The following is a 24,805-nucleotide window of genomic DNA, read 5'->3' on the forward strand; positions in this document are numbered from 1 at the left end:
CAAAATTGTGAATTAAGTCCGCTTTTACATCGGAAAGTCATCACTTCGGTTTTCTTAACAGAATTTACGGTAAGCCCTTCTTGAGTGCTTCCTCGAAAATACTTAAAAACCGAACCGCTGCCTTACACATTTTAAGGGGTTTATAATAGATAAAGCCTTTGTTGTTTTTCGGGTCGTCGAAAAACAGGCACGACATAACCAATTCTAATTTAACCACAGCTACTTATTTCGCTTAACTGTCGGTACGCTCAAACGCAACTGCGTTTAAAAGAACTGCTAATGCCCTTATGGAACTTGTCAAGACTGTACATAGTTTTAGTGAAAAATAAGGCTTCTACTTCCTTGAAAATCCAAGGATTTTACTACGTCGCAAACACACCTGATTTGTTCCCTAAAAGTCTTGACAAAACCCACTCTATCCATTGTGCGATGCACGAAAGAAAAGAACAAACACCCCTTAAAATTTAATCAGTTTTAAATCAATAGGGGAAATATAAATCACTTAAATATTTTATTATGAGTACTATTAAAAATCACGTACAGTTAATTGGAAACGTTGGACAAGAACCAACAATTACGAACCTTGAAAGCGGAAAAAAAGTAGCCCGCTTTTCACTAGCCACAAATGAGTATTACAAAGACAGCAAAGGCGAGAAGCAAACAGATACTAATTGGCATACAATTGTTGCCTGGGGCAAGACTGCTGAAATAGTAGAAAAGTATGTTGCTAAGGGTAAAGAAGTCGGAATATCGGGAAAACTAAAAACTCGAAGCTATACAACTGATGATAACGAACAACGCTATGTTACCGAAGTCGTAGCCGATGAAATCCTTTTACTTGGAAGTAAAGGCGATAACTAAACCTAAAATTAAAGAGGGCGTAGCCGTCTAAAGATGCGCCCTCTTTTTTCATTATTCACTTAAAGAAATAAACAATGAAAGCACAAGTTAACGAAATAAAAATTAGCTACAAAGGTGGTGTCAAGTCCAAAAATTGGATTCAAGTCTCAACCTCGGCACAAGCTGCGGAAGTCCTTTTTGAAAATTGGGATAAACGTACTATGGAACTACAAGAGTCTTTTAAAATTGTTCTCTTAAATAACAGTAATAAAGTAAAGGGTATTTGCCAAATTTCCCAAGGTGGAATTGCAGGAACTTTGGTAGATATGCGTATCATATTTGCAACTGTTTTAAAGTCACTTTCTGTAGGTTTGATATTAGCACATAATCATCCGAGCGGCAAGTTAGAACCGAGTAAAGCAGATATAAAATTGACAAACAAAATAAAGAAAGCTGCATCTGTTTTCGACATCAGATTGTTAGACCATTTGATATTTGCACCTGATGGCGATTACTATAGTTTTTCTGACAATGGAATTTTGTAAAATAAAAGGCTATGGTATATCTCAATTTTACAGACTTGAGCGAAGAGGCTCAAAACCGACTTTTAGAAAATTCTAAAAAAGATGTGGAACGAAAATTTGGCGATGCTATTCGCAAATACGTAAAAGAAAATTATACCTGTTTTGAAACGATGATTGAGGAAGAAGCACTTCGGAATTTATATTCTTATAAATACGTATTCAATATATAATTTTATCAATTTTTAAATCTAACACCTCTCAATTTCTTGAGGTGTTTTTTATATACAAATAATACCAAGTCAATAAAAATACGTATCTTTATTTCGCTGAAATTCAGCACATATAAATTTATATAGCTATTCTATTTTTGACTTTCGCTGATAGCTATATCCATCTATTTTTTTACATACTGGAATTTGAAAAATTCCGAAAAAGGCAATCAGCTTTTGAGCTGGATTGTATGGATTTTTGTCCCGCGCGCGGGACGAAAAGGAATAGCAAGAGGGTAACGGGCAGAGCCGCGTTACATATTCCATTTTTGTTTTAATCCATTGATTTTCAATATTTTAAAAATTATCGGATTTTAAAAATTTCAGCAATTTGCGTCAAATGGCTTCGAAACGCCTGTAAATAGGGATGGATTTACGTCAAATCTTTAAAAAAGCGAAAGAAAATGGATTCATTCATCACCATCCGGTTCAAACGGAAAACCGCCAAACGGTTTCAGGAATTTTCAAAAACACACTTCAAGACCCATACTGAAGCGATGGAAAATATACTCGATTTTTTCTTCTACAACGAAATATCGCCAAAAGAAAAACTAGGTCCTACGGGAAGAACTATCGAAGCCAAATTACTCAAAAGAATCAATGCGGTCATCGCTATTATGAGGGATGTGGAAAAGACACAGACCAAACCTACGGTAGCGATGATACAGTCACTCTTTCAAACGGAAGAACCGAACAAAAAACCGCTGATTGTGGAAAAGAAATATGCCAAAGAAAATAGGGAAGTACGCTTTCGTGAAAAGCAAAATCCCAGTAACCAACTCTAAATATTTGAGCTATGTACATCACCATCACACCTCAAAAACTGGGCGGTAACTATTCTAAAAGTTCGGCAGATTTCGTTGGCTATTTAGAGAAAGAAAACCAAGGACTGGAACAACGCGATATCGAACATTTTTTTAACCAGTATGGCAATGAGATTTCCGCCAAGGAAGTCATCCGGGAAATCGATGGCAATACCGCAAAACTGGAAAAACACGAACCAAGATTCTATTCTATTACTGTGAGTCCGTCGAAATATGAATTACGAAAACTTCAGAACAGTAGCGAAGATTTGAAGAAATACACCCGTGAGCTGATGAAGGATTATGTAGTTTCATTCAATAGGGAAATCAAAGGGCGACCTATCGGCATCGATGACATAAAGTACTATGCAAAAATAGAACATCAGCGCACTTTCAAGGGAACAGATTTTCAGGTAAAGGAAAACCAACCCTTTGCCACAAAAATACTTCAGCTGAAAACTGAAATCCGAAATATTCAAGAAGGACGAGCTAAAGGGAATATTAAAAGGATGAAAAAGGAAATTGCCAAGCTGGAACGCCAAGCACCACATCAACAAAATGGAAAACGAATTGTTCAGGGAATGGCGAAAGATGGAAACCAAAGTCATATCCATATCATAGTGAGCCGCAAGGATGCGTCCAACAGATTCAGTTTATCACCTGGAAGCAAATACAAAGCTTCCGATGTTAAGTTGAACGGGGAAACCATAAAACGGGGTTTTGACCGAGATAAATTTTTTGGGAAAGTAGAAAAGACCTTTGACAACACTTTTGGATATAAACGAAACTTTGCTGAAACCTATAAGGCAAGAAAGGATTTTGTAAAAAACCCCAAGCTCTACTTTGCTGCTTTGATGAAATTGCCAGCCAACGAAAGAGCATTGGCTTTCAAAATGATGACGAAAACGGGATTGCCAATCGTTCCAAGTATTCCTGTTACTCAGGCGCAAATTGCACTTCGTGTTTTCAAACGATTGAGACGTGGCGCAGAAATAGCAATTAAATCAAGTTCCATTGGAATCTAATAGGTATGCAGATAGATAATGTCATAACAATACTTTCAATTATTGGCCTTACCAGTACTGTTTTCTATGGGATTTTTCGAGTAAGCAAATATGCGTTTTTATTAAATATCACTATGCTCTCATTTCTCGTATTCTATACTTCTGAAGGAAATGAATTAGTATCGATATTATTGTATTTGGTTTGTCCTCTTATGCTAATTAATACAGGACTGTATGTTTTTCTTCATAAAACTGAAAGTTCTCAAAACGGTAGTGCTAAATACCAAGTCAATTTTGCTACCAACAAAGGAAATTTCAAATTAGATAATATTAAACGTGGCGCATCCGTCATCGGATCCGCCGGAAGCGGAAAAACCGAAAGTGTTGTTTACGGATTTCTAAAACATTTCCAGAAAGAGAGTTTTTGCGGAATCATTCACGACTATAAGGACTTTGAGCTGACCGAAATGGCATATCCACTTTTTAAGGATAGTGATATTCCGTTTAAGGTCATTTCCTTCGATAAAATTATCCATCGGGTAAACCCTATTGCACCTCAATACTTAGAGAACGAGGAAAGTGTAAATGAAGTTTCTAGGGTGCTTATTGAAAACCTTTTGGAACAAAGAGAAAGCGGAACTACGGGAACAACAAAATTCTTTAACGATGCCGCTGAAGGTTTAATTGGTGGTTTGATTTGGAAACTGAAAACCGACTATCCTAAATACTGTACGCTTCCACATTTAATAGCCATTTATCAGATGCTCGATACCGATAGCCTAATTCAATTTTTGGAAACCAATACCACATCGCGGGCAATGGCAGATGCTTTTATTAGTGGCAAAGATTCCGATAGGCAGACAGCGGGAGTGAAAAGCACATTGGCAAATGCCCTGAAACGAATTAGCACACAGCGCATATTTATGGCATTATCCGCAGACGAAGTGCCATTGAATATCAATAATGAGGAAAACCCAGCCATAATTTCAGTAGTAAATAACCCAAAATATGAAACATCCTATTCGCCTGTAATCGCAACTATTATCCATACCATCACCAAGCAGATGAGTGTGCGAAACTCAAAATCCTCGTTTCTTTTGATGGAAGAAGCACCAACCATAAGGCTATTGAATATGCATCGTATTCCAGCAACATTACGTAGCTATGATATAGCTACAATTTATGTGATGCAAGACAAGATTCAAAACGATATGATGTATGGGGACAAGGCAAGCAAGGCGATACTGAGTAATCTATCATACCAGTTCTTTGGCAAGGTCAACGACCCAGACACCGCTAAATATTACGAACGTTTTTTTGAAATCATCAAAGACCCAACTAAAAGTATAAGTCGTGGACATAACCTTGATTTTGATACACGTATTACGACTGGAGAAAAAGAAATGCCCAAAATTCGGGCAGATGTTTTCTTTCGGTTAAAGCAAGGCGAGTTTATTACCTATGCTGATGGAAAGGATAAAAAAGTACAATTTAAATTGGCTAATATTCAACGAGAGTTACCGAATGAATCAAAACAGTTTTCGCAGGCTGATTTAGCGGCAAACTTTGAGCAGGTTTATGATGAGGCGAGGTCAATATTTAGCTAAAAACCATACTTATCCTTTCTAAGTCTAAATGCTTTTTCACCACCTTCCATAACTGACGTAATTTCGTTTTTTATTTCTTTTGCATCAATAGCGCCTTCAGCTTTAATGACACCTCTTGTTTGCGAACTGGCATCCTTATAATCACAGCAAATCACTAATTCGGCGTCGCCGTTAACAACAAGGTTTGCATTATGACTTGTGAATACTAGCTGCCTTTTCTTCTTGGCATTCCAAATATTTTGAATTATTGCATCAATTGCACGATTGTCGATGTCGTCCTCTGGTTGGTCGATTAGCAACGGTATTCCTGGTTGATTAAGCAGAACTGTAAGAAGTGCGGTTGCTTGTTGTCCAGCAGAAGCATCCCGAAAAGGAATTTCATCACCGAGCTCGTTATTTGTAGTGTAAAAGAATTCTGGGTCGAATTCTAATTCTGTTGCCGATAATTGCAACCAATCATCAGTAGTGATTTTAGACTGAATCTTAAACTTGTGGTCTTCAGTAAACCCTGTGTTATCTAGTATTGGCGTCGAAGGTAAATCTTGAGGATTATCCTCGTCTAATTTAAACTCGGCAAGCAATCTTAATTCTTCGGAAACCGATATAAATTCGGAAATCGGGTCTGATTTGCTACGAATGGCTTCCAATAAAGCATCGATTCGTTCTTCTCTAATTCTAGTACCTTCGAGTATTGAACGTAATTTTTCTTTAAAATTAGTGAGATTGATATTCTTAGTAACTATTGCTTTAATCAGGTTATTTGACAAATCTGAAAAATTTGTGGCTTGTTCGTTAAGAACTTGCACTTTTTCAATATGAAAGCTTTTCCATTCTTCTTTCTGGGCATTATAATCTAGCTCAGGATTCCCAAGCTCTTTAATTACGGATTTCCTATCAGCAATTAGACTATTGATTTCGGCGAGGCGGTCTTCAAGTCGTTTAATGTTCGCCAACTGTTCTTGACTGGATAACGATTTTCCTTTAGCTGCCTCATATTGAGAATTAAATAAGGTTTGCTTTTTTTCCCATTCTTCTACAATTTCATTATAGGCTCGCAATCCATTTTCGCTAAAAATGTCTTTTAGCTTTTCAACCGCATCGTGGATATTTTGGAATTTTGATTTCATCTCGGTATCGAGTTTTCTAATCAGTTCCTTATTTTCAACATTATCTATGCTGGGTTCAATGGGTTCTGGATATAGTTTTAAAAGTTCAAGAAGTTCATCAGTTTTCGTATCAAAAAGTGTGAATTCCGAATCTGTATTTTCGATAATAGTCTTTTCTAACTCAAATTTTGATTTCTTATCAATTGTTTTTTGGTCAGCTTCAGAAATACCTTTTAGCGATTCACGAATACCCTTAACCTGACCACTTATAGAACTACCTTCTATATTAAAATTGGTTATTTCATTCTGTACTTTTTTCTTACGCACCAGTTGGCTGTATGCGTTTTTCAATTTAAGGTTTGTTTCATCTAAATTGTATGAAATGCGCTCTAAGCTACTTTTAATAGGTTGTTCAATAAATCGTTTTAGTTCTTCTGTTTTAACACCAACATCGCTCAGCTGTTTTTGACTATAGGATTGAATTGGCAACACCTTACGGATATCCTCTTCACTAACTTTTTGAAATTCAGCATCGCCAATTTTCAAAAGTATTTCACGGCTTTCAGAATTTCTCTTAACTATATGGCGCACATCATTTTTGACCATTGTTATTCGTACCTCACCTGCAACAGCAGTCAAAGTTTTTCTTATTAGAGTATCTCTGCGATTTTGAATTATATCTAACTCTTGATAGTTTCCTATTTTAACGGTTTGGTCACAAAGTCCCCATCTTATATATTCTAAAATAGTCGATTTACCAGTTCCTCTTCCGCCTATTAAAGCGTTGTACTGTTGGTTGAAGTTTATATTGAAACTTCCTAAAAACTTTGAATTTGTAACATCTAATGACTCAATAAATATTTGCGGCATCTCTGGTTCGTCCTGGGATATTCTGGATTCTTTGGCCAAACAGGCTTGCCTTATGGCTTCTGCTGTTGGCTCTGCCCATTTTACCCAAGTGGAATATTTTCCTAATTCACGACCATCCTCGAACCTATTGTCTGATGTAGATACAAGACCTATACTTTTGTTCCCGTAGTTAACATCCCCGCCATTGATTTTATTTTGATAACCAGATTCTTGCGATATTTCTTTATCAACATAACCGCCAACACAGGGCATCTTTATATAGTGCTCTTGGAAACCTTGCCGTATAATAGAATGCTGCCCACCTTTACCAACATTGGGAAGAACAATGTATCTGCCCTTACAGTAGTTTACTTCATCTAAAATTTTATGAAGTTGAGCAAGATTATTAATTACCTCTTGAGAAATTCTTTGAGTTTGAATGGTATGTCTGTCGTACTTGTCCGTAGGTTGTATCCCAATAAAATTTAAGACAGAATTAAGGTGTAAATCTTCGAAATCTGAATCAAAAACAATTATGACTTGACTTGCAGGATTGGAAAGACTAAGTTCTATACCAGGAAAAACAGTTACCTTTTTTTCTGGTTCGCCCATAATATCGTGTATATCATTCTGTGCTTTGGCGACTTTTCTTAGATGTTGGACAAACACGACATCGTGATGGTCGGTAATAGCAATGGCATCGATTCCTGCATTGCTAATTTTATCCAAGTATTCCTTGCAAAATTGCTCTCGGTCATCATCAATTTTTTGCTTTTCAGTTTGAGTTAGACCTGCTACTTGCTCAGTATTTACACCAAAACGAGCACCTGTCCAACTTATATCTCTTGGGCTGTGTACTTGGAAATCACATCTATAAAATTTTGCGCCTTTGTCCATAAAATATTTGCTTCTTAAAACAGTTAAAGGTAATTAACATTTTATAGATTTTAACATTTCAGAGCGGCTTATATTAACATATATTTTCCTGCTTTTTATGAGTACAGACTAATAAAGTCCAAATCCTTTAAAATCTTCTTTCCTGTATTCTTTACTGTGTGAGATAGTTGGATTTTTGAAATAGCCTAATTCGTCTTGTACTTCTTTGGCTTGGGATATAAATTCTTCACACATTTCTGGAATATAGTGAGCACAAATATCATAAACTTCTTGTCCGCTGCCATTGTTCCCAAAACCTAGTCCGATAACTCTTTCTACACTTGGGTTTTCCATTCTTGCAACAATACAACGAAGCTCTAGTTCTTTTTCTTTGCCTTCCCAGTTCCCGGAAGTCAAAGGCATAAAAACATAACAATGTTTGGCACCCTTCAAAGGCCTTAACATTCTTGCACTTGATTTTCTTTGAATAGCATTATCCAAAATGCCGCCTAATTCTATTCTATTTATACGAGGTTCTTGATTGATAACTCTGATGGCATCCTCTAATTCATTTCTTCTTTCGTCAGTTGTTTCTTTAGAAATGTGATAGTTATGTAATTGGTTAATCATATAATCCCAAATATGGCTTTGAGGCAAGAGATTTTGCCATTCTGCATATTCTTCAGATTCTACATAAGAATCCCATAAGCCACCATCAGATACTATCGAATCAACTTTTTCATCAATATCTAGACCGGTTTGAATGTAGAAAGCCAGAAAATCGGATTCTTTGGGCATTGAAAAATGTTTCCTTTTTAAGAATTGAACCTTATCTGTAAGGTATCTTGTAAAATCGGTTATAGTGTCCAATTCGGTTAAAAGAATAGAAGTAATTTCTTCATCAAAAACGTGAACATAGCCTTGACCAAAATCCCCATACGGTAATGGGAATGTTTTGTCACTTCCAAAAGCAATTGCAATTTTGTGTATTATCCTGTCATTTATTGGTGGTAAGGAAATTTTGTTTGCTCTGTTTTTAGCATAAATTTCATCGACAGTTTTAAGATAGCGCTCAGCACCGTAGATTTGCTTTGCGGAGTCTTCAATAGCTTTTTTTACCCAACGCTCATATCTAATGTTTTCATCAGCGTGGTTTGACATTCTTATGTCCTTTACGGAAATGATTAAAACATAATTGCCGCAAACAACCAAAACGTCACATAGCTCTTTATTCTTTTTGCCTATAGGATTTGGAAAATTCCAAAAAGGAAGAAATGATTGTTGGCAAAGGTTTGCCACATATTTTTCAGATGGCGTCATTCAGGAAAATAGAGATGTAAATTTATATCTGCAATGTAAGTTTAATTCTGATAAGAATATTATCACTCAAAAAGGTCCTTTTTCCCTCGGACCTTTGCTAGTCACTTTCCATTGGTCATTTTCTTTAACGAGTTTAAAGATACCAGGCTTATTATCATAATTAGAACTGTATTTGACCCACGCGATATCAGTCTCGATAACTTCATCCGATATTGTAACGCTTGCATCGTTATCTGCATCTGGCACTAGACCCTGAATCATTATTAAACTATCATAGCCGTCTGAAGTTGTATGTTTTTTTAAAGTGTTATTATCTTTAGCATAAAAGCTTTCTACCACAATTTTAGCGGTTTCTGATGGCGACATATTCTTGGTTTCAGAACAAGAAATAAATAGAAGTACGATTGAGCAAATGAGTAATCTTTTCATAATATTATTAATTTGGGTTATTGATATATCTATGTGATATATTCAGTTTTATATTGCGTTCGCCATCATTCTCATTCAATTCCAAAATTGCCCTACGGTCATCTGATAATGAAAATTTGGGCATTACATAAACAAACCGTACCATTTTACCCTCTGCAATTTTTGAAGGCAGATGGTGCTTGCAAATAGGTTCTTGATACAAACTCTGTAAAGATTTCTTTTTCCCTTTTTGTCGAGTTTCAATGGAGAGATTCAAGAAATTCAAATCGTAATCCATCGTAGAATTATTCTCAATCTGGATAACAAAGTAGAGTTCTTCTTTATCAAAAACAACATTTTCAACGTTCAAGACAATGCCTTGCGTTCGCTTCTTAATCCGACCAATACGTTGGTTTCTGTTAAGAAGATAGGAGCAGAATTTTTGATAATAGTAGGTTCTGTTATCTATATTTTTTTCAGAAGTTACAACCTGAATCGAATCGGTTACAATTGGTTTTTCATTTCCAATGCTATTTGATAATGGAATGAAATAATTGAGCTTTGATAGCTGCTTTTTATATCTTACAATATACGAAAAAATTGCACCATTTCTATTGACTACCAGTAGATTACTTTCTTTCCCAGGCTTCGCCTGAAGTAATCCGAAATACTGTTCTTTTTCACGATTGTAGGTAAAGACAAAATTATCTGAACCGGTTATGCCCTGTCTTATGGGTTCTGGGAAAAATAGCGCAACATTTTTAGTGTCGTTCGCATAAATTGTGTCTAGTACTGTGTCTGTTTGTGCTTTTGTAAAAGCAGAAATCAATGCTATCAATATTAAAAATAGGGTTCTCATAATTTTGGTTTTAGTATTAGTCTATAATTGTTCAATACGGTCACTTTAACTTTCCTGTTAGTACGCCGAAATACTTGGGTAAGTCCACCCACTTGTGGAACAGTTGGAATGTTGATATCGCCTATAACATCATCCAGTACTTCCGTAGTAGCTTCTGCCCTGAAATTGTTCTGTACATAGATGCCTTCGCTACCATCCAATAAATCGAAAGCTTTAAGTTTGGTGGGATGATGTTGTATGTTTTCAATCTCGATTAAAGCACGATTGGGCTGAAAACTGATAAACCCAAAAACAGGTGTGTTCTTTGGCATCAGCTTACCGTTGATAGTTGCTGATTTAGTAAGGCGCATTCGTAATCGGGTAGTTGCTTTGACAACCTGGTCGCCATCTACAACTACATAAATAGTTGCATCTGTATTGCCTATAATCGAAATTTCATTGGGTTTAGGCGAAGCGGCAAAGAACAGTTGGTGTTCCAGCCCCAATTCTTTAGCCTCAATTTTTTGTTCTCGCCTTATTTCGGCAGAATCTGTTTGCTGGACATTGTTTTTAGCAACTTTCTTTTGCCCAAGGTTTTGATACTTCTTTTCAGAGTATTGAATTTTACCAGCATCGTAAATACTATCTACAATGCGTTCTTTTTCCCGTTCCGGAAGGTCTGGGTCATAAAAACCCAAGGAATCAATCAGTTTTTCGTCATAGATGCTGGGTGCATTATTTTCGCGCACTTCCTTTAAATCATTTATGGCATCCAATTTTGAATCATACTCTTTTTGGTTCTCATCTAAATCAGGTATCAAGGTCTGTTCAAGATTTTCATTATCACTTTCGTCATCGCCCATTACCATCATAGAATAGGATATCAGGAATATGAAAATCACAACCAATACGGCTGCAAATACAATTTTATTTTTTTCAACTTTCATCGTTTAGTTTTTTTAATGTGTTCTCGAAATAGTTTGTAAGCAACAATCCGTGCGGATTGTTTGGAAAGTTTCTGTCAACTGGAATTAAGTTCCCGCTAGAAACAAGTTCGTAAGTATCGATTATTGAACCTCTATTGATTTCAAAAATGGTAACGGTTCTAAAGATGTATGTTCCGTTTTGTTCTTCGATTTGTGAATCAATACTCAGTACTTTCTGAACTAGCGAATATTGCAGCAATCGGTTATAGACACCATCCGCTTTTTTCTGTCGATATAGATTATCCACGGAACTATTGCCCAACCAAAGTGCCTTTTCTAAATTACGCTCATAATTACTGGCGTCGATATTATAGAAGTAGTTGTGGAACAAGTCTAAATGAGCTAATGCTTCTACCTTGAAATTTTCTTTTTGGGTTACGAGTTTTAGGGGAATAATACTACCATCAGTATTAATGGCAAAAGCACTATTAAGAGCTTCTTTATTCGTCTTAAATGCCATCCAAAGTGAAAAGGTGCTGGATAGCATTGCAAAAATGACAACTGCCAACACGATAAATCTGTTCAACTTTAAGACTGCATAGATATTTTTGTAAGGTGTTTTCATTTTCATTGGAATTAACTGGTAAACAATCTGAGGGTAAATGATGTGGCACGTTTGTATAATTTGAATTTTAGAAAAACAATGAAACCAACTGACCCAAGTTGAACCACGGGTGCAAAAAAGCCTTGGCCAACATCTGTCCCGAAAAGGTTTGTCCAGAAGTTCGTATTGATTTCAGTATAGAGGGCATTTACAAATACATTGACCAAAAAGAAGGCAGGCACTAACATATAAACAGCAGCGTACAATTTGAAAAATGTATAAGCAAGAGAACGGAATTTTTCAAAAACTGCCAGACTAATAACCAGCGGAAAAAAAGCTTGCATTATACCCAATAAAAAATAACGTTCTGCAAGGAATAGCGGGTAGATGAACAAATCCAAAATCCAGAGGATAAGGCTGATGATAAATGCAAATATTTTGAATCCGAAAAGTGGTGTAACTAGAGCCTCATATAATAAGGCCATTGCCGCTTGAGCGGCCTCTAAAAAATTTATTTCTTCTTCTATGGGGATATCCTGCATTTGTAATGGCAATAAAGCGGGTGCTGTGCCACGATATTGCGCTTCAATGGAAACCAAGATGCTATCGAAAAAGCCCAAGACCTGTGTTGAAAATATGACCAGAAGAACGACTGCAAAGTTCTTGGTCAATTCCCCTGGGCTCAATCCCCAAGTATACCCGTCTTTATCCGCAATGCCCTCATTGTATTTTTTTAGGATATTGACCAGAAAGAACAAAACGGCAAGCGTTTTCATTCCTGCAATAGTATATTGCGAGAAACTGCTATTCTGTATGGTTTGAAACACCGCATCGACGTATTCCAGTCCAATCCCTAAAAGTATGGTTGCGGTCATTTTTAATATTCCGTTTCTCTGTTATTAACTTTATCCTGCATTTTTCTAAAGGAAATTATATCACGATACCGCTTCGTTCTGGTCTGGATATTGGAAACCATTTCCTTGGATTCCTTTTCTTTCTGTTTTAACACTTCAGCACGTTCAGCATCGGACATCTTTAAGTTATCACTAGATAAGATTTCACCCATAAAATCAACCGTGTCCAGAGAGTTTTGGACAATGGCATCAAATGATTCCGCAACCCTTGTAACTTCCTCTGGCTTGATGTAAGGCGAGTTTAAAATATCCTGTAAATCGTTTTGCATTACATTGATAAGGCGTTGGTTGTTCTGTGCAATTTCCTGAACCGCCCTGAGTTGCTGTACCACACTCGATACTTTCTCGATACTTTCTTTCGCATCTTTCAAAAACTGTACAGATTTAATAAGTTGGCTCGTCTGTTTTGCAGATTCTACAAGAGACTTTACCAAACTTACAAAGTTGGTATTGTCATAAACTGGCATTCCCTGAGCAGTAGCACCGCTAGGTAATAAAAGGGCAACTGTTAAGCATAGCCCGAACAAGATTATTTTGATTTTTGTTTTCATAATATTATGTTTTAGATGTGAATTCTTTTATTGCCAATTCCATATCATTGGTCTTTTTATAAATGGCCATTATGGTCTCATTTTCCTGTCCATCGGTTAGGTAGGCTGCATATACTTCCTTTGGAACTTCTAGCCTAAAAATGTTGCTTTCCTTTCCTATTTTGATGAACATTTCGGTGTACTTCCGTGGACCGGAAAGATTGTTTTTGATGGACTTTAATTGGTTTAAATCGTGGCTGGATAAATTGAGCCTTTTGACCAATTCGTCATAGCCTTTTTCATTATTCAGACTATAAATGACCTGCGTATTTTCAAGAATACTTGCTGAAGTTGAATTGTTGGGAAGCTGATTTATAGATTGAAGAATAATGCCTATCGCACCATTCTGTTTTCGGATGGCTTGATAGTAAAATTCAACACTTTCCAGTACGTTTTCAAACTTCAGTTGCTTTGCAAACTCATCGAAAAGGATAATGCCTTTCTCAGCTCTGTTTTTCCAAATAGTTCTTTGGATGGCAGACTTAATCAGCTTGAGCATAACTGATAAGATTTCCTTGTTATCCTTTACTTCATCCAGCTCAAAAACAATCAATCGTTTGTCTTCGATTTTATAGGTCTGGTCTTCGCTTACTTCAAAAAGGAAGCTGTATAGACCATCGCCGACGTATTCAGACATTACGTGCAAAAAGCTTGTAATATTGAAGTAGTCGGGATGGATTTTCAAGGTGTCCAGAAGGTCTTTCTGATTCCTTTCTATAAAGTTGTAGAAACCATCTAAAGAATGATTTTCCGAAGTATTATTGTAATAGTGGCGCAATATCTTTTTGACCGAAACCGATTGTGCTTTCGTCACTTTTAAATCAGAAGCAAACAATTCAAACAGGAAGACGGACAAGTCTTCCAAACGTTCAGGTGCCAAGTCATTTGTATCACTTATATAAAAAGGATTGATACCCAGGTTCTTTCCACTTTCATAGCGAAGTACTGTGTATTTTTCAGGGTAGAGTTTTGCAAATTTGGTATAAGAACCACCCAAATCGATGATGACCAAACGAATGCCACTTTCAAAATACTGGCGTAGAATGTTATTGGCTAAAAAGGACTTGCCTTCGCCAGTAGGCGCAAAAATGGCAAAGTTTCTTGCCTTAATGCGCTTCTTGCGTTCGTCCCAAACATCTTTAAGAACAGGCACATTATGTTCTCTATCATTAAAGATGATTCCGGTAGTATCAGAATTATAATTGGTGTTATTGATGAACAGGCATAAAGCGTGTTTTAAATCGGTAACATATAAATCGTTGTTTGAAAAGTTTGAAGAAAAGCAGCAGTAACTATTCAAGATATAATTCTTTCGTTCCTCACCTCTAGGATAGTATGGGATAATGTCTAGTTCCTTAAACTCGGTCTTTATTTTTGAACCAATTCGACTTAAATTTTCTGGGTTCTTGTCCCAATAAATTATATTCAAATGACCACGAATAATGCGTGCATTATCATCAGCGTTAATTTGGTCAAGGATATGCTGAATTTTACCGAGGACTACTTTATTCTGCGAACCGAAGTTGGAACTTTTATTAAGTTCTTCAACTTTCTTATCCAGTAGCTTGCGCCACTTCTGTTTGTCATCCAAATAAAGGATTTGGTTGACAATATGATTTTCGTTAAGCGTAAGCCCTAAGCCATCAATAAACCCTTGATGAAATACAAAATCGTCAGAAGTGAATTTCTCATTAGTCTTGCTACTCTGTACACTTTCGCCAAAGCACAGTTCGCTATTGATAGCCAGGGCATCAAAATGGTTTTCGCCAATATTGACGCTTTTTTTATCTAGTATGATATCCGTATCAAACCCATCATTAAAGCCATTGAAATAACCATTGGTTAACTGCTGTATATCTTTCGCTTTAAGCGAAATAAACTTCATTTTTCGACTATTGTTTATGAAGGAAACGGAATCACTAACAGCCCCGATGAAGCTCTTAACATTGTCATCTAATTGTTGAGCAATCCCCTTAGAAACTTTACGGAAAGGGTTGACATATTTTGAATTATTCAGCGCTTTGTTCTTAGTGAGTGTAAAGAACAAAAAGCAACGATGTTCCATATAGCCACGTCCTTTGAAGTGGTCGTGTGTCGCTTTTTCTAAAAACGTTGTATTCGGAAGTGCTTCTGAAGTGTACGTCTTTTTAAGATAGATATCCTGTTTTTGCACCACAGTACCAATTGGCAATGATTTTAAAGCTTGAAACCAAGCACCATGTATATCTTCAAACTCTTTTTCGGATAGTGAATATATCTCTGGCAACTTACCTTCATAGCACAAGACGACATTGCCATTATTGGCAAATATGATATTGTCTTGAATATCTACAATAGGTTGATATGCAGAAAGATTAATCTTGTTCATAATCAAAGCCTGAGTTTCTTTTGTTACTTATTATCTTCGGAAAAGCCTTAGCCATCTGAAAAATTTGCGGGTTATGTGTTATTCTCGTTAAGGCTACGTATAAGGCAGCATTGAAAACGAGTATTCCAATTATTATCCCGAAGCTGAAAGAGAAGATTATGATGAGCAGCGAAGCCAAAATAGAAACCATCATCAGAGCAAACAGGGAAATAGGCAGTCCAAAAATGACCGCCCTTTTCCTAATGTTTTTATAGACCTCGAAGCGTTTCATTTAAACTACGATTCCTATTAAGTATGTGAAGATGCCAACAACTGCGCCAGCAATCAAAACAAACACAAGCACTCTAGTAATTCCTTTTTTAAGGTCTGCGTTTTCCCCAAAGAAATGACCTGCATTAAATAAGAAGCCAACTAAAAAAATGACACCAAGTAAGATTGGAAAAATGGTACGTATGGTATCGCCCACATCGTTAACGGAATCTTCAATGCCACCAATTTGTGCAAAAAGTGATGTTGAGAGCAACGATAAAAAAGTTGCCAAGTAGATTGATTTTTTCATAATAAAACTGTTTAGATTTTTTATTCATTTTCTCTTTCTGAAATTTACATATATTTGTACATAAATAACTGAAAATCAAATATTTGTGAATAAAATATTATTTGAAATCAATTGATTTTAATTGCTATTATTTGGCATCAAATTCTATGAGTTTTTGAAGGAAAGCTGTTGATAACCCGAAAATTGAAAATGAAAAAAGTGCTCAAAAACGTCAGTTTTGTGATTTTGGTTCTAAAAATGTGTATCGTTTTTGGACAGGAAACTGCGTCTCAAAAAAGAATAATTATTGACGTTGGTCACGGTGGAAAAGATTCTGGTGCAATTGGCATAAATGGCATCCAAGAAAAGGATATTGTATTGAATATTGCGAATGCCATTTTGAAGCTAAATAATGAATTGGATAAGCCTCTGGACATTTATTTAACCAGATATAATGATACACTCATTTCGCTATCTGACAGAACGAAGCTGGCCAAGGCACTGAATGCCGATTTGTTTTTGTCTTTGCATTGTAATCATTCGGATAATGCTAATGCAAGAGGAATTGAAGTATATGTGGCTAACACTATTACACGGCATTCTGATGATTCTACTTGGCTTGCTTTTCAATTACAAACAGGCCTTAATAAGAGAGTAGGTTTTGAAAGTAGGGGCGTGAAGTTTGCGAACTTTCAAGTGCTGAAGGAAACGATTGGTTATTGCTCTTCTTTGCTTTTGGAATTGGGGTTTTTGAGTAATACAGATGAAAATGCATACTTATCAAATTTGAAAAGAACTAAAATTCTTGCACGTACAATATATAAATCAATAAAATAGAAAAAATGAAAGAACTATTTAAAGAAGTAATTCTATGCATTAAATCAACAGTAAGCTGTTTGTTTTCAGAAATAAAGCTATTGTTTATTAGAAATGTGGATAACCGTAAATAAAGGAAAAATCATTTAATTATCTTTATGAGATTTTTCCCTTAAAATGGATGAAGTATAAGAATTGAACGAGAATAATAAAATAAATTTTGATTTTGTAAAAGAGATTAAGGAACCAGGTGTTTACCAACTACTCTTCCCAAAGAAGGAAGTTGGGTTGGCCGTTATGGTTTTATTTGAGAAAATTAAAGACAAATCTTTACCTGACGGAAAGTTTGTCGAAAAAGACCTTCACAATGCTTTTGCCCAGATAACCAAACCAAACGAAAGATATCCTAAAGAGATTTATAGCGAACATATAAAGGACCTTCAGGAATATTTTTTAGACTATAATCAAGAAACGCAGAAATATTATTTTAAGGATTATGCACATAGGTTCTATGCTTATGCAAAAGAAACTTTAAAGGGTAACTTCAGTCCTACACATATAGAGAAAATATGTAGCCTTCTTACTGCTTCATTAAAACAAAGAGAATCCTTAGAAGATTTAAAGTTTTGGCTCAAATCTGAGTTCAAAAAATATGAGCCCGACCTGAGAGAACAGGTGGATTTTTTAGATAGACAAATTATTGAATCTGTAAATAAGCTTAAAAATAATACCACTAATTCCGATAAGAAATTTATTGACCTTTTACGTGAAGTAGAAAGCAATCTAGATAGAGCACAAGACCAAAGTAGAGAATTAGCAGCAGCCTATTCTGAAACTAAAGTGATACGCTCAATTCTAGAAAAACGAGACGATACAGATTCTGAAGCAGACGATTTAATTGCAGACGTTCACTTCTTTATCAAATATCTCAACGAAAGACTAGATTCTATCGATGGAAAACTCGATAGAATTCAGCCAAAGATTAGGCATTTGTTCTCTATTTTAAATAGACCTCAGTTCAACAGTAAAATTGAAAAATTTCTGCACTTCCTATTGGATAAAAGTACCATTACCAGCAAAAAGGAAACCCTTCTTCCAAAGGTGGTCGAAAATCCAATTTTACATATAGACACACCTAATTTCACCATAGTTGAGAGAGAAAGAGAATTATTCCCTTCTAAACCCAAAAAGAGAGTTTCCTATAAATCAAACGAAGTGAAGATTGAGGAAAATACGCAAAGTATTTTAAAGGTGCTCACTCAACAGGATTTGATTAGAAAATGGGAACAACACATCATTGCCGAAATAGAACTAAGGGGCAGCATCGATTTGTCCGAAACATTTTTCAAGATTATGGAAGAAACAAATGATGGACAGATAGCTGTAAGTGCAATCTATAGCTCAATACAACAAGCACGTAAATCAAAAAGTTTTGATTTCAAAATGAATAAAACCAAACAGACCAATAGCAAAATAGAGCATATAAGTTTATGGAAAATGAGTATACAAAAGATATAAGGGTACAATTTTTAGACCATCCTGACACAGAAGAATTATTTGCCTCTTTGGACTATATGTTGAAAGATGGCGTTCATTTTCAAAGGGAAGGAAGTCAAGCAAGATTCTACAACTATATCTATTCTAATATAGATAGCTTAAAAGCATACTACCAGTCTTTATTCAATGTTGAATTGACTTTTGGTGGAACAGAAACAAGAGGGTATTACTTTTTAGATTTTATAGGTAATACAAGAGGTCAAATAGATGCGGGACATAGATATCATATGAAGAGTGAGCACGTTATAATCGGCTTCGTTATTTACAAGATTTTTTTCATAGATAATCAAATAGATGTTGTTTCTGTAAAAGACTTGCAAAAGAAGATTAGAACTGATTATGAAGATTTAAAGCCAGGTATTTATAGATTGATTGCAAAATCGAGAAATACCAACCCTGGAAATTTAAACGATGATGCCATAGATTCAACTGTAGAATCTGCACTTAGAGAATTCAAAAAAATAGGTTGGGTAACATTAAATGATGACGAGTTCGACTTATTGCCAGCTTTTGATAGATTGATTGCCATACACGAAGACCATATAAACAATATAGACGAAACCCTAAATGAATTGAAATGAAAAGATACCCTAGAATAAAAAGATTATCCACTCTGGGCATCGTGCATCATCAATCATTTGATTATGATTTCAACCCATTTAGAACCGACTTTGTTGGCGAGGGTGGTTCTGGCAAAAGTATGATTGCAGATATTCTACAACTCATTTTTGTTGGTTCTGCTGCATTTCATTCACCTACAGATAGTAGCGAGCCAAGGAAACCCAAAACAATGGTATTAAGGACTGGTGGCAAAGGAACAGATATGGGTTACGCCTTTATTAATGTAGAACTTGGCAAAGATGCCTTTGTAGCCATAGGCATATACCTTGAAAGTACAGGAAGCTCACACTCTTTCATTATTCAACAAGGCGAAAATTTTGAGCCAGAAGATGAATTACTTCCATTTGGTAAAGCCCTTGGTTTCTCAGATTTTCTAAAGGACAACAGCATCTTGCCAATAGAGGATTTAAAAAATCACATATTCGATACTAAAGGATATGTATGTGAATCTTGGACAAGATTAGATAAGTTTCACAAGCTATTATTTGAAAATTATATTATTCCGGTTGACTTATCTATTAATCAAGAATCTTTAAAAAGCTATGCTAAAATTATTCAGGCTTTTTCCAGAGAATCATTGGATATAAAAAAAAGCGAGAAAATTCAGGAATTTCTCTTTGGAAACGATAAGGAAAAAGAGCTTAAGCTAGATTTTGATAAGGCTGTTGAAGAATTGAGTGGCGATATACGTCAGTTTGAATCTAATAGAGATGAGATTGATAGGTTAACACATAAGCAAACAGAACTACAAGAACTTCTTAGTTTAAAAAAGGATAGAGACGAGGCTCAAAGCGATTTTTCAAACACAAAATTTCACTACTTAAATCAGCAGATTGAAAAGTCTAATGTGAAAATGGTACAAAGGTTAAATTCCTTTTTCAATAATCGAAACATCTTAATTGGGCTTAAAAATTTTGCCGAGACTAAAGTTGAAGAACTGAAATTGAATATACCTGCTTTAGACGAAGAATTTGATAAAGCTTCTGCGGCAAGAATGTTATGGCTAGGAAAAAGCAATGACTTGAAAAAGTATTTTTCTTGGATGCAACACTTTGAAAAGACGGGTAAGGAACTGTTAGAACATTATCGAAACTATCATAAAAATAAACAGGACATTGAGCGAATAGAAGAGTTTAAGTCACTTTTAAAAGACAGTGGTATTTACAGTTTCTTTGGAAAAAATAATAAACTCAACAAGGATTCATTGTTGAATATAGCAGAAACAGTCAATGCAATCGAGAAGTCACTCGAAGAGAAAAAGAAACTAAAGGTCCTCAATAATTTAGATGATACTTCATCACTTGCGCATTGGGCGTTAAATCTTAAAAGAGGATTGAGCCCTAAAGAGGAAAGTGTAGTACACAAATATCAAAACGATAATATTACCACCAAAGAACCTATAAATGGGATAAAGTCAAGGTATATTCCAGACCCAAAATTGTTGATTGAAAATCTGCAGGTCACAAAAGATGAAGATGATGGATTTTGGTTGGATTTAGGTGGTGTTCGTGAGTATATTCCTTATGTACCAGAACCAATATTTGATACTGGTAACTCAGATAAAATCAAGGAATATTTTTCAAATCAAAAGGCAACTTTGGACAATGATATCAAGGATTTAGAAAAAGAATTTAGGAACTGGACGATTTTAAAAGGATTGCTAAATAAGCTGGATAACCCATCAGCGTACCTTTTGTCTTGGGAATTAAAAGATGCCAATTCTAAGTTCGATAAGCACGAGTTGTATGAGGAAACAGCGGATGAAGTAAAACGTTATTTGAAATTACTTGATGAAGACGAAAAGATAGATGATGGACTCAAAAAGGCAAACAAGACCTACAAGAAAATAGACAAAAAGCGTTCTGAAAATTCTTCTATAATTAAAGGATTAGGAACAAGTCTGAAAACGATTTCAATTCCTGAAATCGATGATGATGTCAGGAAATTGACCACAAAGTATAATTATCGGACAAAAGACACGGATGGCTTTGAGAGTGTAAAAACAACACTTAATGAACAAAAGAGTTTCTATGATGCTTTTATTACTACCCTACACAAAGAGTCAAAAAATGAAATTGCTATTGAAGATTTAAAATTTGAAGATAAAGCAATAGATGTCTTTAAAGCGGATTTGCAAAAATTAGTTGATGTACACCCAAAAGTTATTTCAGAAATTAATACGGATGAGAGTGAAGTTACCGCAGAAGCATTAGATGCAAAAGATGCAATTAATTCAGAATGCCAAAGACAATACAATCATAAATATGTTTTAGTCATAAAGGAATTTTTGAAAGAAAAAGCCAATCGCTATTTAGAAACAGATGATTTTAAACAGATATGCTCAGAAATTCTACCACCAGAGATTTTTTCGGAAAAGGATTTAGAAGATGATGAAATCATCCCACGTATTAAAAAGTTGCTTGACGACATCAACATCAAGAATAAAAAACTGAATATTAGAAAGCTGCAAAAGTTAACGAGCATCGTTGATAAGGTCAATACTGAGGTAAGCGAACAGATATATTACTCAAGAAAAATTAGGGATTTCATTGATGCAGACGATAAGACGATTACTGGCGGTCACAGGGCAAAACTGTCCATCAATTTTGAAAACAGTTATCCTAGAGGCTGGATGGAAGACTTTATTGATAAAATACGCGAAGATATTAGAGTGTCTAGTGAGAATAATTTATTCAATGATTTACAAGGTGTTTCAAACGAATTGGAAAAGTACACGTCTTTAGAAGAGAAAATGCAGGAAGCTTTTTATAGATGCGGTGGTTCTAGAAATCTAAAACCTAAAGTTTTAGAATTACTTAATCCAAAATCATATTATGGATTAAACTTTACCATTCAATCCTTACACGGAAAAACTAATCCAGGAAGCACAAGCCAAACCTATGCAGCAATTGCCCTTTTGTGTATTGCTAGACTCTCATTAATTAATAGAGGTGCTAAAGATAAAGTAAGGGATGGAATTAGGTTTATGCCCATTGACGAAGCAGCAGGACTAGGAAGTAATTTTGATATGCTTTACGACATTGCTAAGGCAAATGATTACCAGATTATATCGTTATCAATACAGCCATATAAAGTAGATATGTTGAACCAATATATCTATTTGCTTCATAATAACTTAGAAGAATCTGATAAGGTAAATTATGAACCGGTTCCAATATTTGGGGATTTTGAGAACAATAATAATTAAGACGTAAAACACCAATATGTAAAATCAGAATGAAAAAAGATGTTGAATGGAAATATCTGATTGGTCTTAACCAACTATATAAAAACGAAAAGACCAACTTGAAGATTAGCAACAATAGCTTTATTAAACAAATACTAATGAAGCAAAAAAAGTTGATAAAGCCCAAGATGGGTAACCCTAATATTTTGGAAGCCAAATATGGCTTTAAGGTATATTATGAAAAAGAATTTTTGGACTATTTCGAGTATTATTCCAACTTCTTTGAAAAAGCTGGATTAGAGAGTAACGCACACAAAACCTATAATGAGGATGACTTAAAAAGTTTAGCTTTTATTTATTATCAGAAAGACCAACTTAAAAAAAATCTTACAACGGAATATACTTTCTCAGCGAGAGTTTTTAAAGGGAAAGGGGCAAAATATTTAACAAATAAGCCCAGTTTACGCAATGCAGTATTACAGCTTCTGGAAATTGATGAGTTCCCAGAGAAAGACCCGAAGAATGCACAATGGCGATTCGTAGTAGATTGTGAAAATCCTAAGTTGGTTGTTATTTGCGAAAATATAGCATGCTTAAAAGTACCCTACGAATACAAACAGAATAATATAGAATTATGGTATGTAGGTGGTAACAATACCAATCCTTTAAAAGATATTCCTGACAAAAAAATAGAATTACCTCTATTTTACTTTTGCGATTGGGACCATCACGGACTATCTATTTTTTCGAGAATAAAAGACATCTTTAAAGAAAAAGGAAAAGAAATAACATTAATTGAACCTACTTCATTAGATGATGCACTACCTGTAAATTCGCCACATCATAAAAGTAAATGGCGCAAAAAGGAATTTTCAGGATTAAAAATTGAGGACTTTTCTACGCAACAACAAGAAATAATCAACAGTTTAATTCAAGATGATATTTGGGTAGAGGAAGAGTCGATGGACTTGATTGAGCTTCTTTCTGAGATAAATTGAATTAAAAAAACCTATAAATATTGAGATTTGGTAGAGATAGAAAAAATAGATTCAAAACTTGTATTAAAATACTATTCCGATTATGAACCTACGGAATGGTTAGATAAGAAACTGGAAACACTAATTCCTTTTAAAATCAAGCACATTTTTAATGTTGGAAGTAAATCTCTTCTTAAAAGGGTTGAAAATGAATTTGAAGAATCTGAGTACTTTTTTGAGATTGGGGAATTGATGGACAACTATTATGGTGTCTATAGAGAAGTTTTAGGACTTAATAATACTTTCTTCTTTCATAAATCCTTGGATATAAATCTTGATTATTTTTTTGTAAAATCCAAGTCCTCGCTTCTACTGCAAATAGATAGGCATTTACAAGAAGATATTTATATTGGTGGCTCAAAAGAGACAATATTACCAATTGAAGAGTTCGAGAATCTAATTAAAATTTTCCCTACTACCCACGAAATTAGCCTCTATCGTCAGGCAAAAGTTACTTCAATCCTAAAGAATTATTTTGACCATATTTCAGATAAAGAAGAGTCTTATCAAAACTATCTAAACAAGAAAACACCGACTTATGGTAGCAACTTAAGAAAAACTTTTAGAGAAGCTGATATTATAAAATATCAAACGCTTTTAGAGAAACTAAAAGAAATGCTTTCTAACGAGGTAAAGTATACGGAACATCAATGGCAGGCTGAGATAATCGAAATAATATTATTACTCTTTCCCAAGTATATTGCCGTATTTGACGAAGTAAAGTTTAAAGATATTTATAATAATAAAACTAGAAGATTAGATTATGGATTAATTGACTTTATGGGGAATCTTGATATTGTTGAAATTAAAATCCCTTTTGATAAGAATATAGTATCTGCCAATCCTTACAGAGACAATCACATTCCTAATAGAGATTTATCCGGGACGATAATGCAAATTGAGAAATACATATTCTACTTAAATAAAACTGGTGCAATTGGCGAAAAAAAGTTAACTGAAAAATACAAAGACCAGTTGCCATCAAATGTAAAAATTAAAATTACTAATCCAAATGGATTGATTATTATGGGAAGAGATAATAAGCTAACTGAAAGTCAACTTTCAGATTTTGAGATTATCAAGAGGAAGTATAAAAATATCATAGATATTTTCACGTATGATGATTTAATAAGAAGAATGGAAATAATGTTGGCTCAATTAGAGCGTATTTGATTATTTGCTCTTGTCCTCGCCAATTCACTA

General features: G+C 34.9%; 23 protein-coding genes. 12 read left to right on the top strand and 11 right to left on the bottom strand.

Annotation, left to right across the window (positions count from 1 at the left end):
- Window positions 1-516: 516 nt before the first annotated feature.
- The 6 genes from PXG98_RS00200 to PXG98_RS00225 all read left to right on the top strand — a co-directional run bounded on the left by PXG98_RS00200 (window position 517) and on the right by PXG98_RS00225 (window position 5,047).
- Window positions 517-861: a single-stranded DNA-binding protein gene (locus tag PXG98_RS00200; RefSeq protein WP_118505067.1), complete on the top strand. Its 345-nt coding sequence runs from the start codon at window positions 517-519 to the stop codon at window positions 859-861.
- Between the two features lie 74 nt (window positions 862-935).
- Window positions 936-1,385 (top strand): JAB domain-containing protein, encoded by a 450-nt coding sequence (locus PXG98_RS00205; protein WP_276388261.1) that lies wholly within the window; start codon window positions 936-938, stop codon window positions 1,383-1,385.
- Between the two features lie 11 nt (window positions 1,386-1,396).
- Window positions 1,397-1,594 carry a hypothetical protein gene (locus PXG98_RS00210; RefSeq protein WP_215932700.1) on the top strand — a complete coding sequence of 66 codons (198 nt, stop codon included), beginning with the start codon at window positions 1,397-1,399 and terminating at the stop codon, window positions 1,592-1,594.
- 443 nt (window positions 1,595-2,037) lie between these two features.
- Window positions 2,038-2,418 carry a BfmA/BtgA family mobilization protein gene (locus PXG98_RS00215; RefSeq protein WP_276388263.1) on the top strand — a complete coding sequence of 127 codons (381 nt, stop codon included), beginning with the start codon at window positions 2,038-2,040 and terminating at the stop codon, window positions 2,416-2,418.
- An 11-nt stretch (window positions 2,419-2,429) separates the two neighbouring features.
- Window positions 2,430-3,461: a MobB family relaxase gene (mobB, locus tag PXG98_RS00220; protein ID WP_276388264.1), complete on the top strand. Its 1,032-nt coding sequence runs from the start codon at window positions 2,430-2,432 to the stop codon at window positions 3,459-3,461.
- 5 nt (window positions 3,462-3,466) lie between these two features.
- Window positions 3,467-5,047: a type IV secretory system conjugative DNA transfer family protein gene (locus PXG98_RS00225; RefSeq protein WP_276388265.1), complete on the top strand. Its 1,581-nt coding sequence runs from the start codon at window positions 3,467-3,469 to the stop codon at window positions 5,045-5,047.
- On the opposite strand, the gene PXG98_RS00230 is transcribed toward PXG98_RS00225, so the two are convergent.
- The 11 genes from PXG98_RS00230 to PXG98_RS00280 all read right to left on the bottom strand — a co-directional run bounded on the left by PXG98_RS00230 (window position 5,044) and on the right by PXG98_RS00280 (window position 16,405).
- Complete coding sequence (locus PXG98_RS00230) at window positions 5,044-7,899, bottom strand: TrlF family AAA-like ATPase (protein WP_276388266.1); 2,856 nt, start codon at window positions 7,897-7,899, stop codon at window positions 5,044-5,046. The genes PXG98_RS00225 and PXG98_RS00230 overlap by 4 nt on opposite strands.
- 108 nt (window positions 7,900-8,007) lie before the next feature.
- Window positions 8,008-9,198 carry a hypothetical protein gene (locus tag PXG98_RS00235; protein WP_276388268.1) on the bottom strand — a complete coding sequence of 397 codons (1,191 nt, stop codon included), beginning with the start codon at window positions 9,196-9,198 and terminating at the stop codon, window positions 8,008-8,010.
- Window positions 9,199-9,264: 66 nt separating this feature from the next.
- Window positions 9,265-9,564 (bottom strand): hypothetical protein, encoded by a 300-nt coding sequence (locus tag PXG98_RS00240; RefSeq protein ID WP_276388269.1) that lies wholly within the window; start codon window positions 9,562-9,564, stop codon window positions 9,265-9,267.
- 70 nt (window positions 9,565-9,634) lie between these two features.
- On the bottom strand, window positions 9,635-10,465 hold the full coding sequence (locus PXG98_RS00245; protein WP_276388271.1) for a DUF4138 domain-containing protein: 831 nt from the start codon (window positions 10,463-10,465) through the stop codon (window positions 9,635-9,637).
- A complete protein-coding gene (traM, locus tag PXG98_RS00250; RefSeq protein WP_276388272.1) occupies window positions 10,462-11,391 on the bottom strand; it encodes a conjugative transposon protein TraM in 930 nt (309 codons plus the stop codon). Before traM ends, PXG98_RS00245 begins: the two co-directional genes overlap by 4 nt.
- The gene (locus PXG98_RS00255) at window positions 11,381-11,995 is read right to left on the bottom strand and encodes a conjugal transfer protein TraK (protein WP_276388273.1); all 615 of its coding nucleotides are present in this window, start codon (window positions 11,993-11,995) and stop codon (window positions 11,381-11,383) included. Before PXG98_RS00255 ends, traM begins: the two co-directional genes overlap by 11 nt.
- Window positions 11,996-12,006: 11 nt before the next feature.
- Complete coding sequence (locus PXG98_RS00260) at window positions 12,007-12,849, bottom strand: hypothetical protein (RefSeq protein ID WP_276388274.1); 843 nt, start codon at window positions 12,847-12,849, stop codon at window positions 12,007-12,009.
- Between the two features lie 2 nt (window positions 12,850-12,851).
- Window positions 12,852-13,439 carry a TrbJ/VirB5 family protein gene (locus PXG98_RS00265; RefSeq protein WP_276388275.1) on the bottom strand — a complete coding sequence of 196 codons (588 nt, stop codon included), beginning with the start codon at window positions 13,437-13,439 and terminating at the stop codon, window positions 12,852-12,854.
- A gap of 4 nt (window positions 13,440-13,443) precedes the next feature.
- A complete protein-coding gene (locus tag PXG98_RS00270) occupies window positions 13,444-15,846 on the bottom strand; it encodes a TraG family conjugative transposon ATPase (RefSeq protein ID WP_276388276.1) in 2,403 nt (800 codons plus the stop codon).
- Window positions 15,833-16,117 (bottom strand): hypothetical protein, encoded by a 285-nt coding sequence (locus PXG98_RS00275; protein WP_276388278.1) that lies wholly within the window; start codon window positions 16,115-16,117, stop codon window positions 15,833-15,835. The genes PXG98_RS00270 and PXG98_RS00275 overlap by 14 nt, the downstream gene beginning before the upstream one ends.
- Complete coding sequence (locus PXG98_RS00280; protein WP_073243663.1) at window positions 16,118-16,405, bottom strand: hypothetical protein; 288 nt, start codon at window positions 16,403-16,405, stop codon at window positions 16,118-16,120.
- Window positions 16,406-16,594: 189 nt separating this feature from the next.
- On the opposite strand from PXG98_RS00280, the gene PXG98_RS00285 reads away from it, so the two are divergent.
- From PXG98_RS00285 to PXG98_RS00310, 6 genes are all read left to right on the top strand, one after another.
- Window positions 16,595-17,221 carry an N-acetylmuramoyl-L-alanine amidase family protein gene (locus tag PXG98_RS00285; protein WP_276388279.1) on the top strand — a complete coding sequence of 209 codons (627 nt, stop codon included), beginning with the start codon at window positions 16,595-16,597 and terminating at the stop codon, window positions 17,219-17,221.
- Between the two features lie 174 nt (window positions 17,222-17,395).
- Window positions 17,396-18,718, top strand: a complete 1,323-nt coding sequence (locus PXG98_RS00290) for a hypothetical protein (protein ID WP_276388280.1) — start codon at window positions 17,396-17,398, stop codon at window positions 18,716-18,718.
- On the top strand, window positions 18,691-19,338 hold the full coding sequence (locus tag PXG98_RS00295; protein ID WP_276388281.1) for a condensin complex protein MksE: 648 nt from the start codon (window positions 18,691-18,693) through the stop codon (window positions 19,336-19,338). Before PXG98_RS00290 ends, PXG98_RS00295 begins: the two co-directional genes overlap by 28 nt.
- Before the next feature lie 119 nt (window positions 19,339-19,457).
- Complete coding sequence (locus PXG98_RS00300; RefSeq protein ID WP_276388282.1) at window positions 19,458-22,586, top strand: DNA repair protein Rad50; 3,129 nt, start codon at window positions 19,458-19,460, stop codon at window positions 22,584-22,586.
- 137 nt (window positions 22,587-22,723) lie between these two features.
- On the top strand, window positions 22,724-23,563 hold the full coding sequence (locus PXG98_RS00305) for a hypothetical protein (protein ID WP_276388283.1): 840 nt from the start codon (window positions 22,724-22,726) through the stop codon (window positions 23,561-23,563).
- 27 nt (window positions 23,564-23,590) lie between these two features.
- Window positions 23,591-24,775, top strand: a complete 1,185-nt coding sequence (locus tag PXG98_RS00310; protein ID WP_276388284.1) for a Shedu immune nuclease family protein — start codon at window positions 23,591-23,593, stop codon at window positions 24,773-24,775.
- Window positions 24,776-24,805 lie beyond the last annotated feature (30 nt).

Origin of the sequence: Eudoraea chungangensis (genome assembly GCF_029360665.1) — a bacterium.
Lineage (GTDB): Bacteria > Bacteroidota > Bacteroidia > Flavobacteriales > Flavobacteriaceae > Eudoraea > Eudoraea chungangensis.

Coding starts and splice junctions, on each gene's coding strand:
- PXG98_RS00210 (WP_215932700.1), top strand. CDS start 1,397: ATGGTATATCTCAATTTTACAGACTTGAGCGAAGAGGCTCAAAACCGA.
- PXG98_RS00305 (WP_276388283.1), top strand. CDS start 22,724: ATGAAGCAAAAAAAGTTGATAAAGCCCAAGATGGGTAACCCTAATATT.
- PXG98_RS00235 (WP_276388268.1), bottom strand. CDS start 9,198: ATGACGCCATCTGAAAAATATGTGGCAAACCTTTGCCAACAATCATTT.
- PXG98_RS00215 (WP_276388263.1), top strand. CDS start 2,038: ATGGATTCATTCATCACCATCCGGTTCAAACGGAAAACCGCCAAACGG.
- PXG98_RS00200 (WP_118505067.1), top strand. CDS start 517: ATGAGTACTATTAAAAATCACGTACAGTTAATTGGAAACGTTGGACAA.
- PXG98_RS00255 (WP_276388273.1), bottom strand. CDS start 11,995: ATGAAAACACCTTACAAAAATATCTATGCAGTCTTAAAGTTGAACAGA.
- PXG98_RS00285 (WP_276388279.1), top strand. CDS start 16,595: ATGAAAAAAGTGCTCAAAAACGTCAGTTTTGTGATTTTGGTTCTAAAA.
- PXG98_RS00265 (WP_276388275.1), bottom strand. CDS start 13,439: ATGAAAACAAAAATCAAAATAATCTTGTTCGGGCTATGCTTAACAGTT.
- PXG98_RS00245 (WP_276388271.1), bottom strand. CDS start 10,465: ATGAGAACCCTATTTTTAATATTGATAGCATTGATTTCTGCTTTTACA.
- PXG98_RS00205 (WP_276388261.1), top strand. CDS start 936: ATGAAAGCACAAGTTAACGAAATAAAAATTAGCTACAAAGGTGGTGTC.
- PXG98_RS00300 (WP_276388282.1), top strand. CDS start 19,458: ATGATTGCAGATATTCTACAACTCATTTTTGTTGGTTCTGCTGCATTT.
- mobB (WP_276388264.1), top strand. CDS start 2,430: ATGTACATCACCATCACACCTCAAAAACTGGGCGGTAACTATTCTAAA.
- PXG98_RS00275 (WP_276388278.1), bottom strand. CDS start 16,117: ATGAAACGCTTCGAGGTCTATAAAAACATTAGGAAAAGGGCGGTCATT.
- PXG98_RS00230 (WP_276388266.1), bottom strand. CDS start 7,899: ATGGACAAAGGCGCAAAATTTTATAGATGTGATTTCCAAGTACACAGC.
- traM (WP_276388272.1), bottom strand. CDS start 11,391: ATGAAAGTTGAAAAAAATAAAATTGTATTTGCAGCCGTATTGGTTGTG.
- PXG98_RS00225 (WP_276388265.1), top strand. CDS start 3,467: ATGCAGATAGATAATGTCATAACAATACTTTCAATTATTGGCCTTACC.
- PXG98_RS00240 (WP_276388269.1), bottom strand. CDS start 9,564: ATGTCGCCATCAGAAACCGCTAAAATTGTGGTAGAAAGCTTTTATGCT.
- PXG98_RS00260 (WP_276388274.1), bottom strand. CDS start 12,849: ATGACCGCAACCATACTTTTAGGGATTGGACTGGAATACGTCGATGCG.
- PXG98_RS00280 (WP_073243663.1), bottom strand. CDS start 16,405: ATGAAAAAATCAATCTACTTGGCAACTTTTTTATCGTTGCTCTCAACA.
- PXG98_RS00270 (WP_276388276.1), bottom strand. CDS start 15,846: ATGAACAAGATTAATCTTTCTGCATATCAACCTATTGTAGATATTCAA.
- PXG98_RS00295 (WP_276388281.1), top strand. CDS start 18,691: ATGGAAAATGAGTATACAAAAGATATAAGGGTACAATTTTTAGACCAT.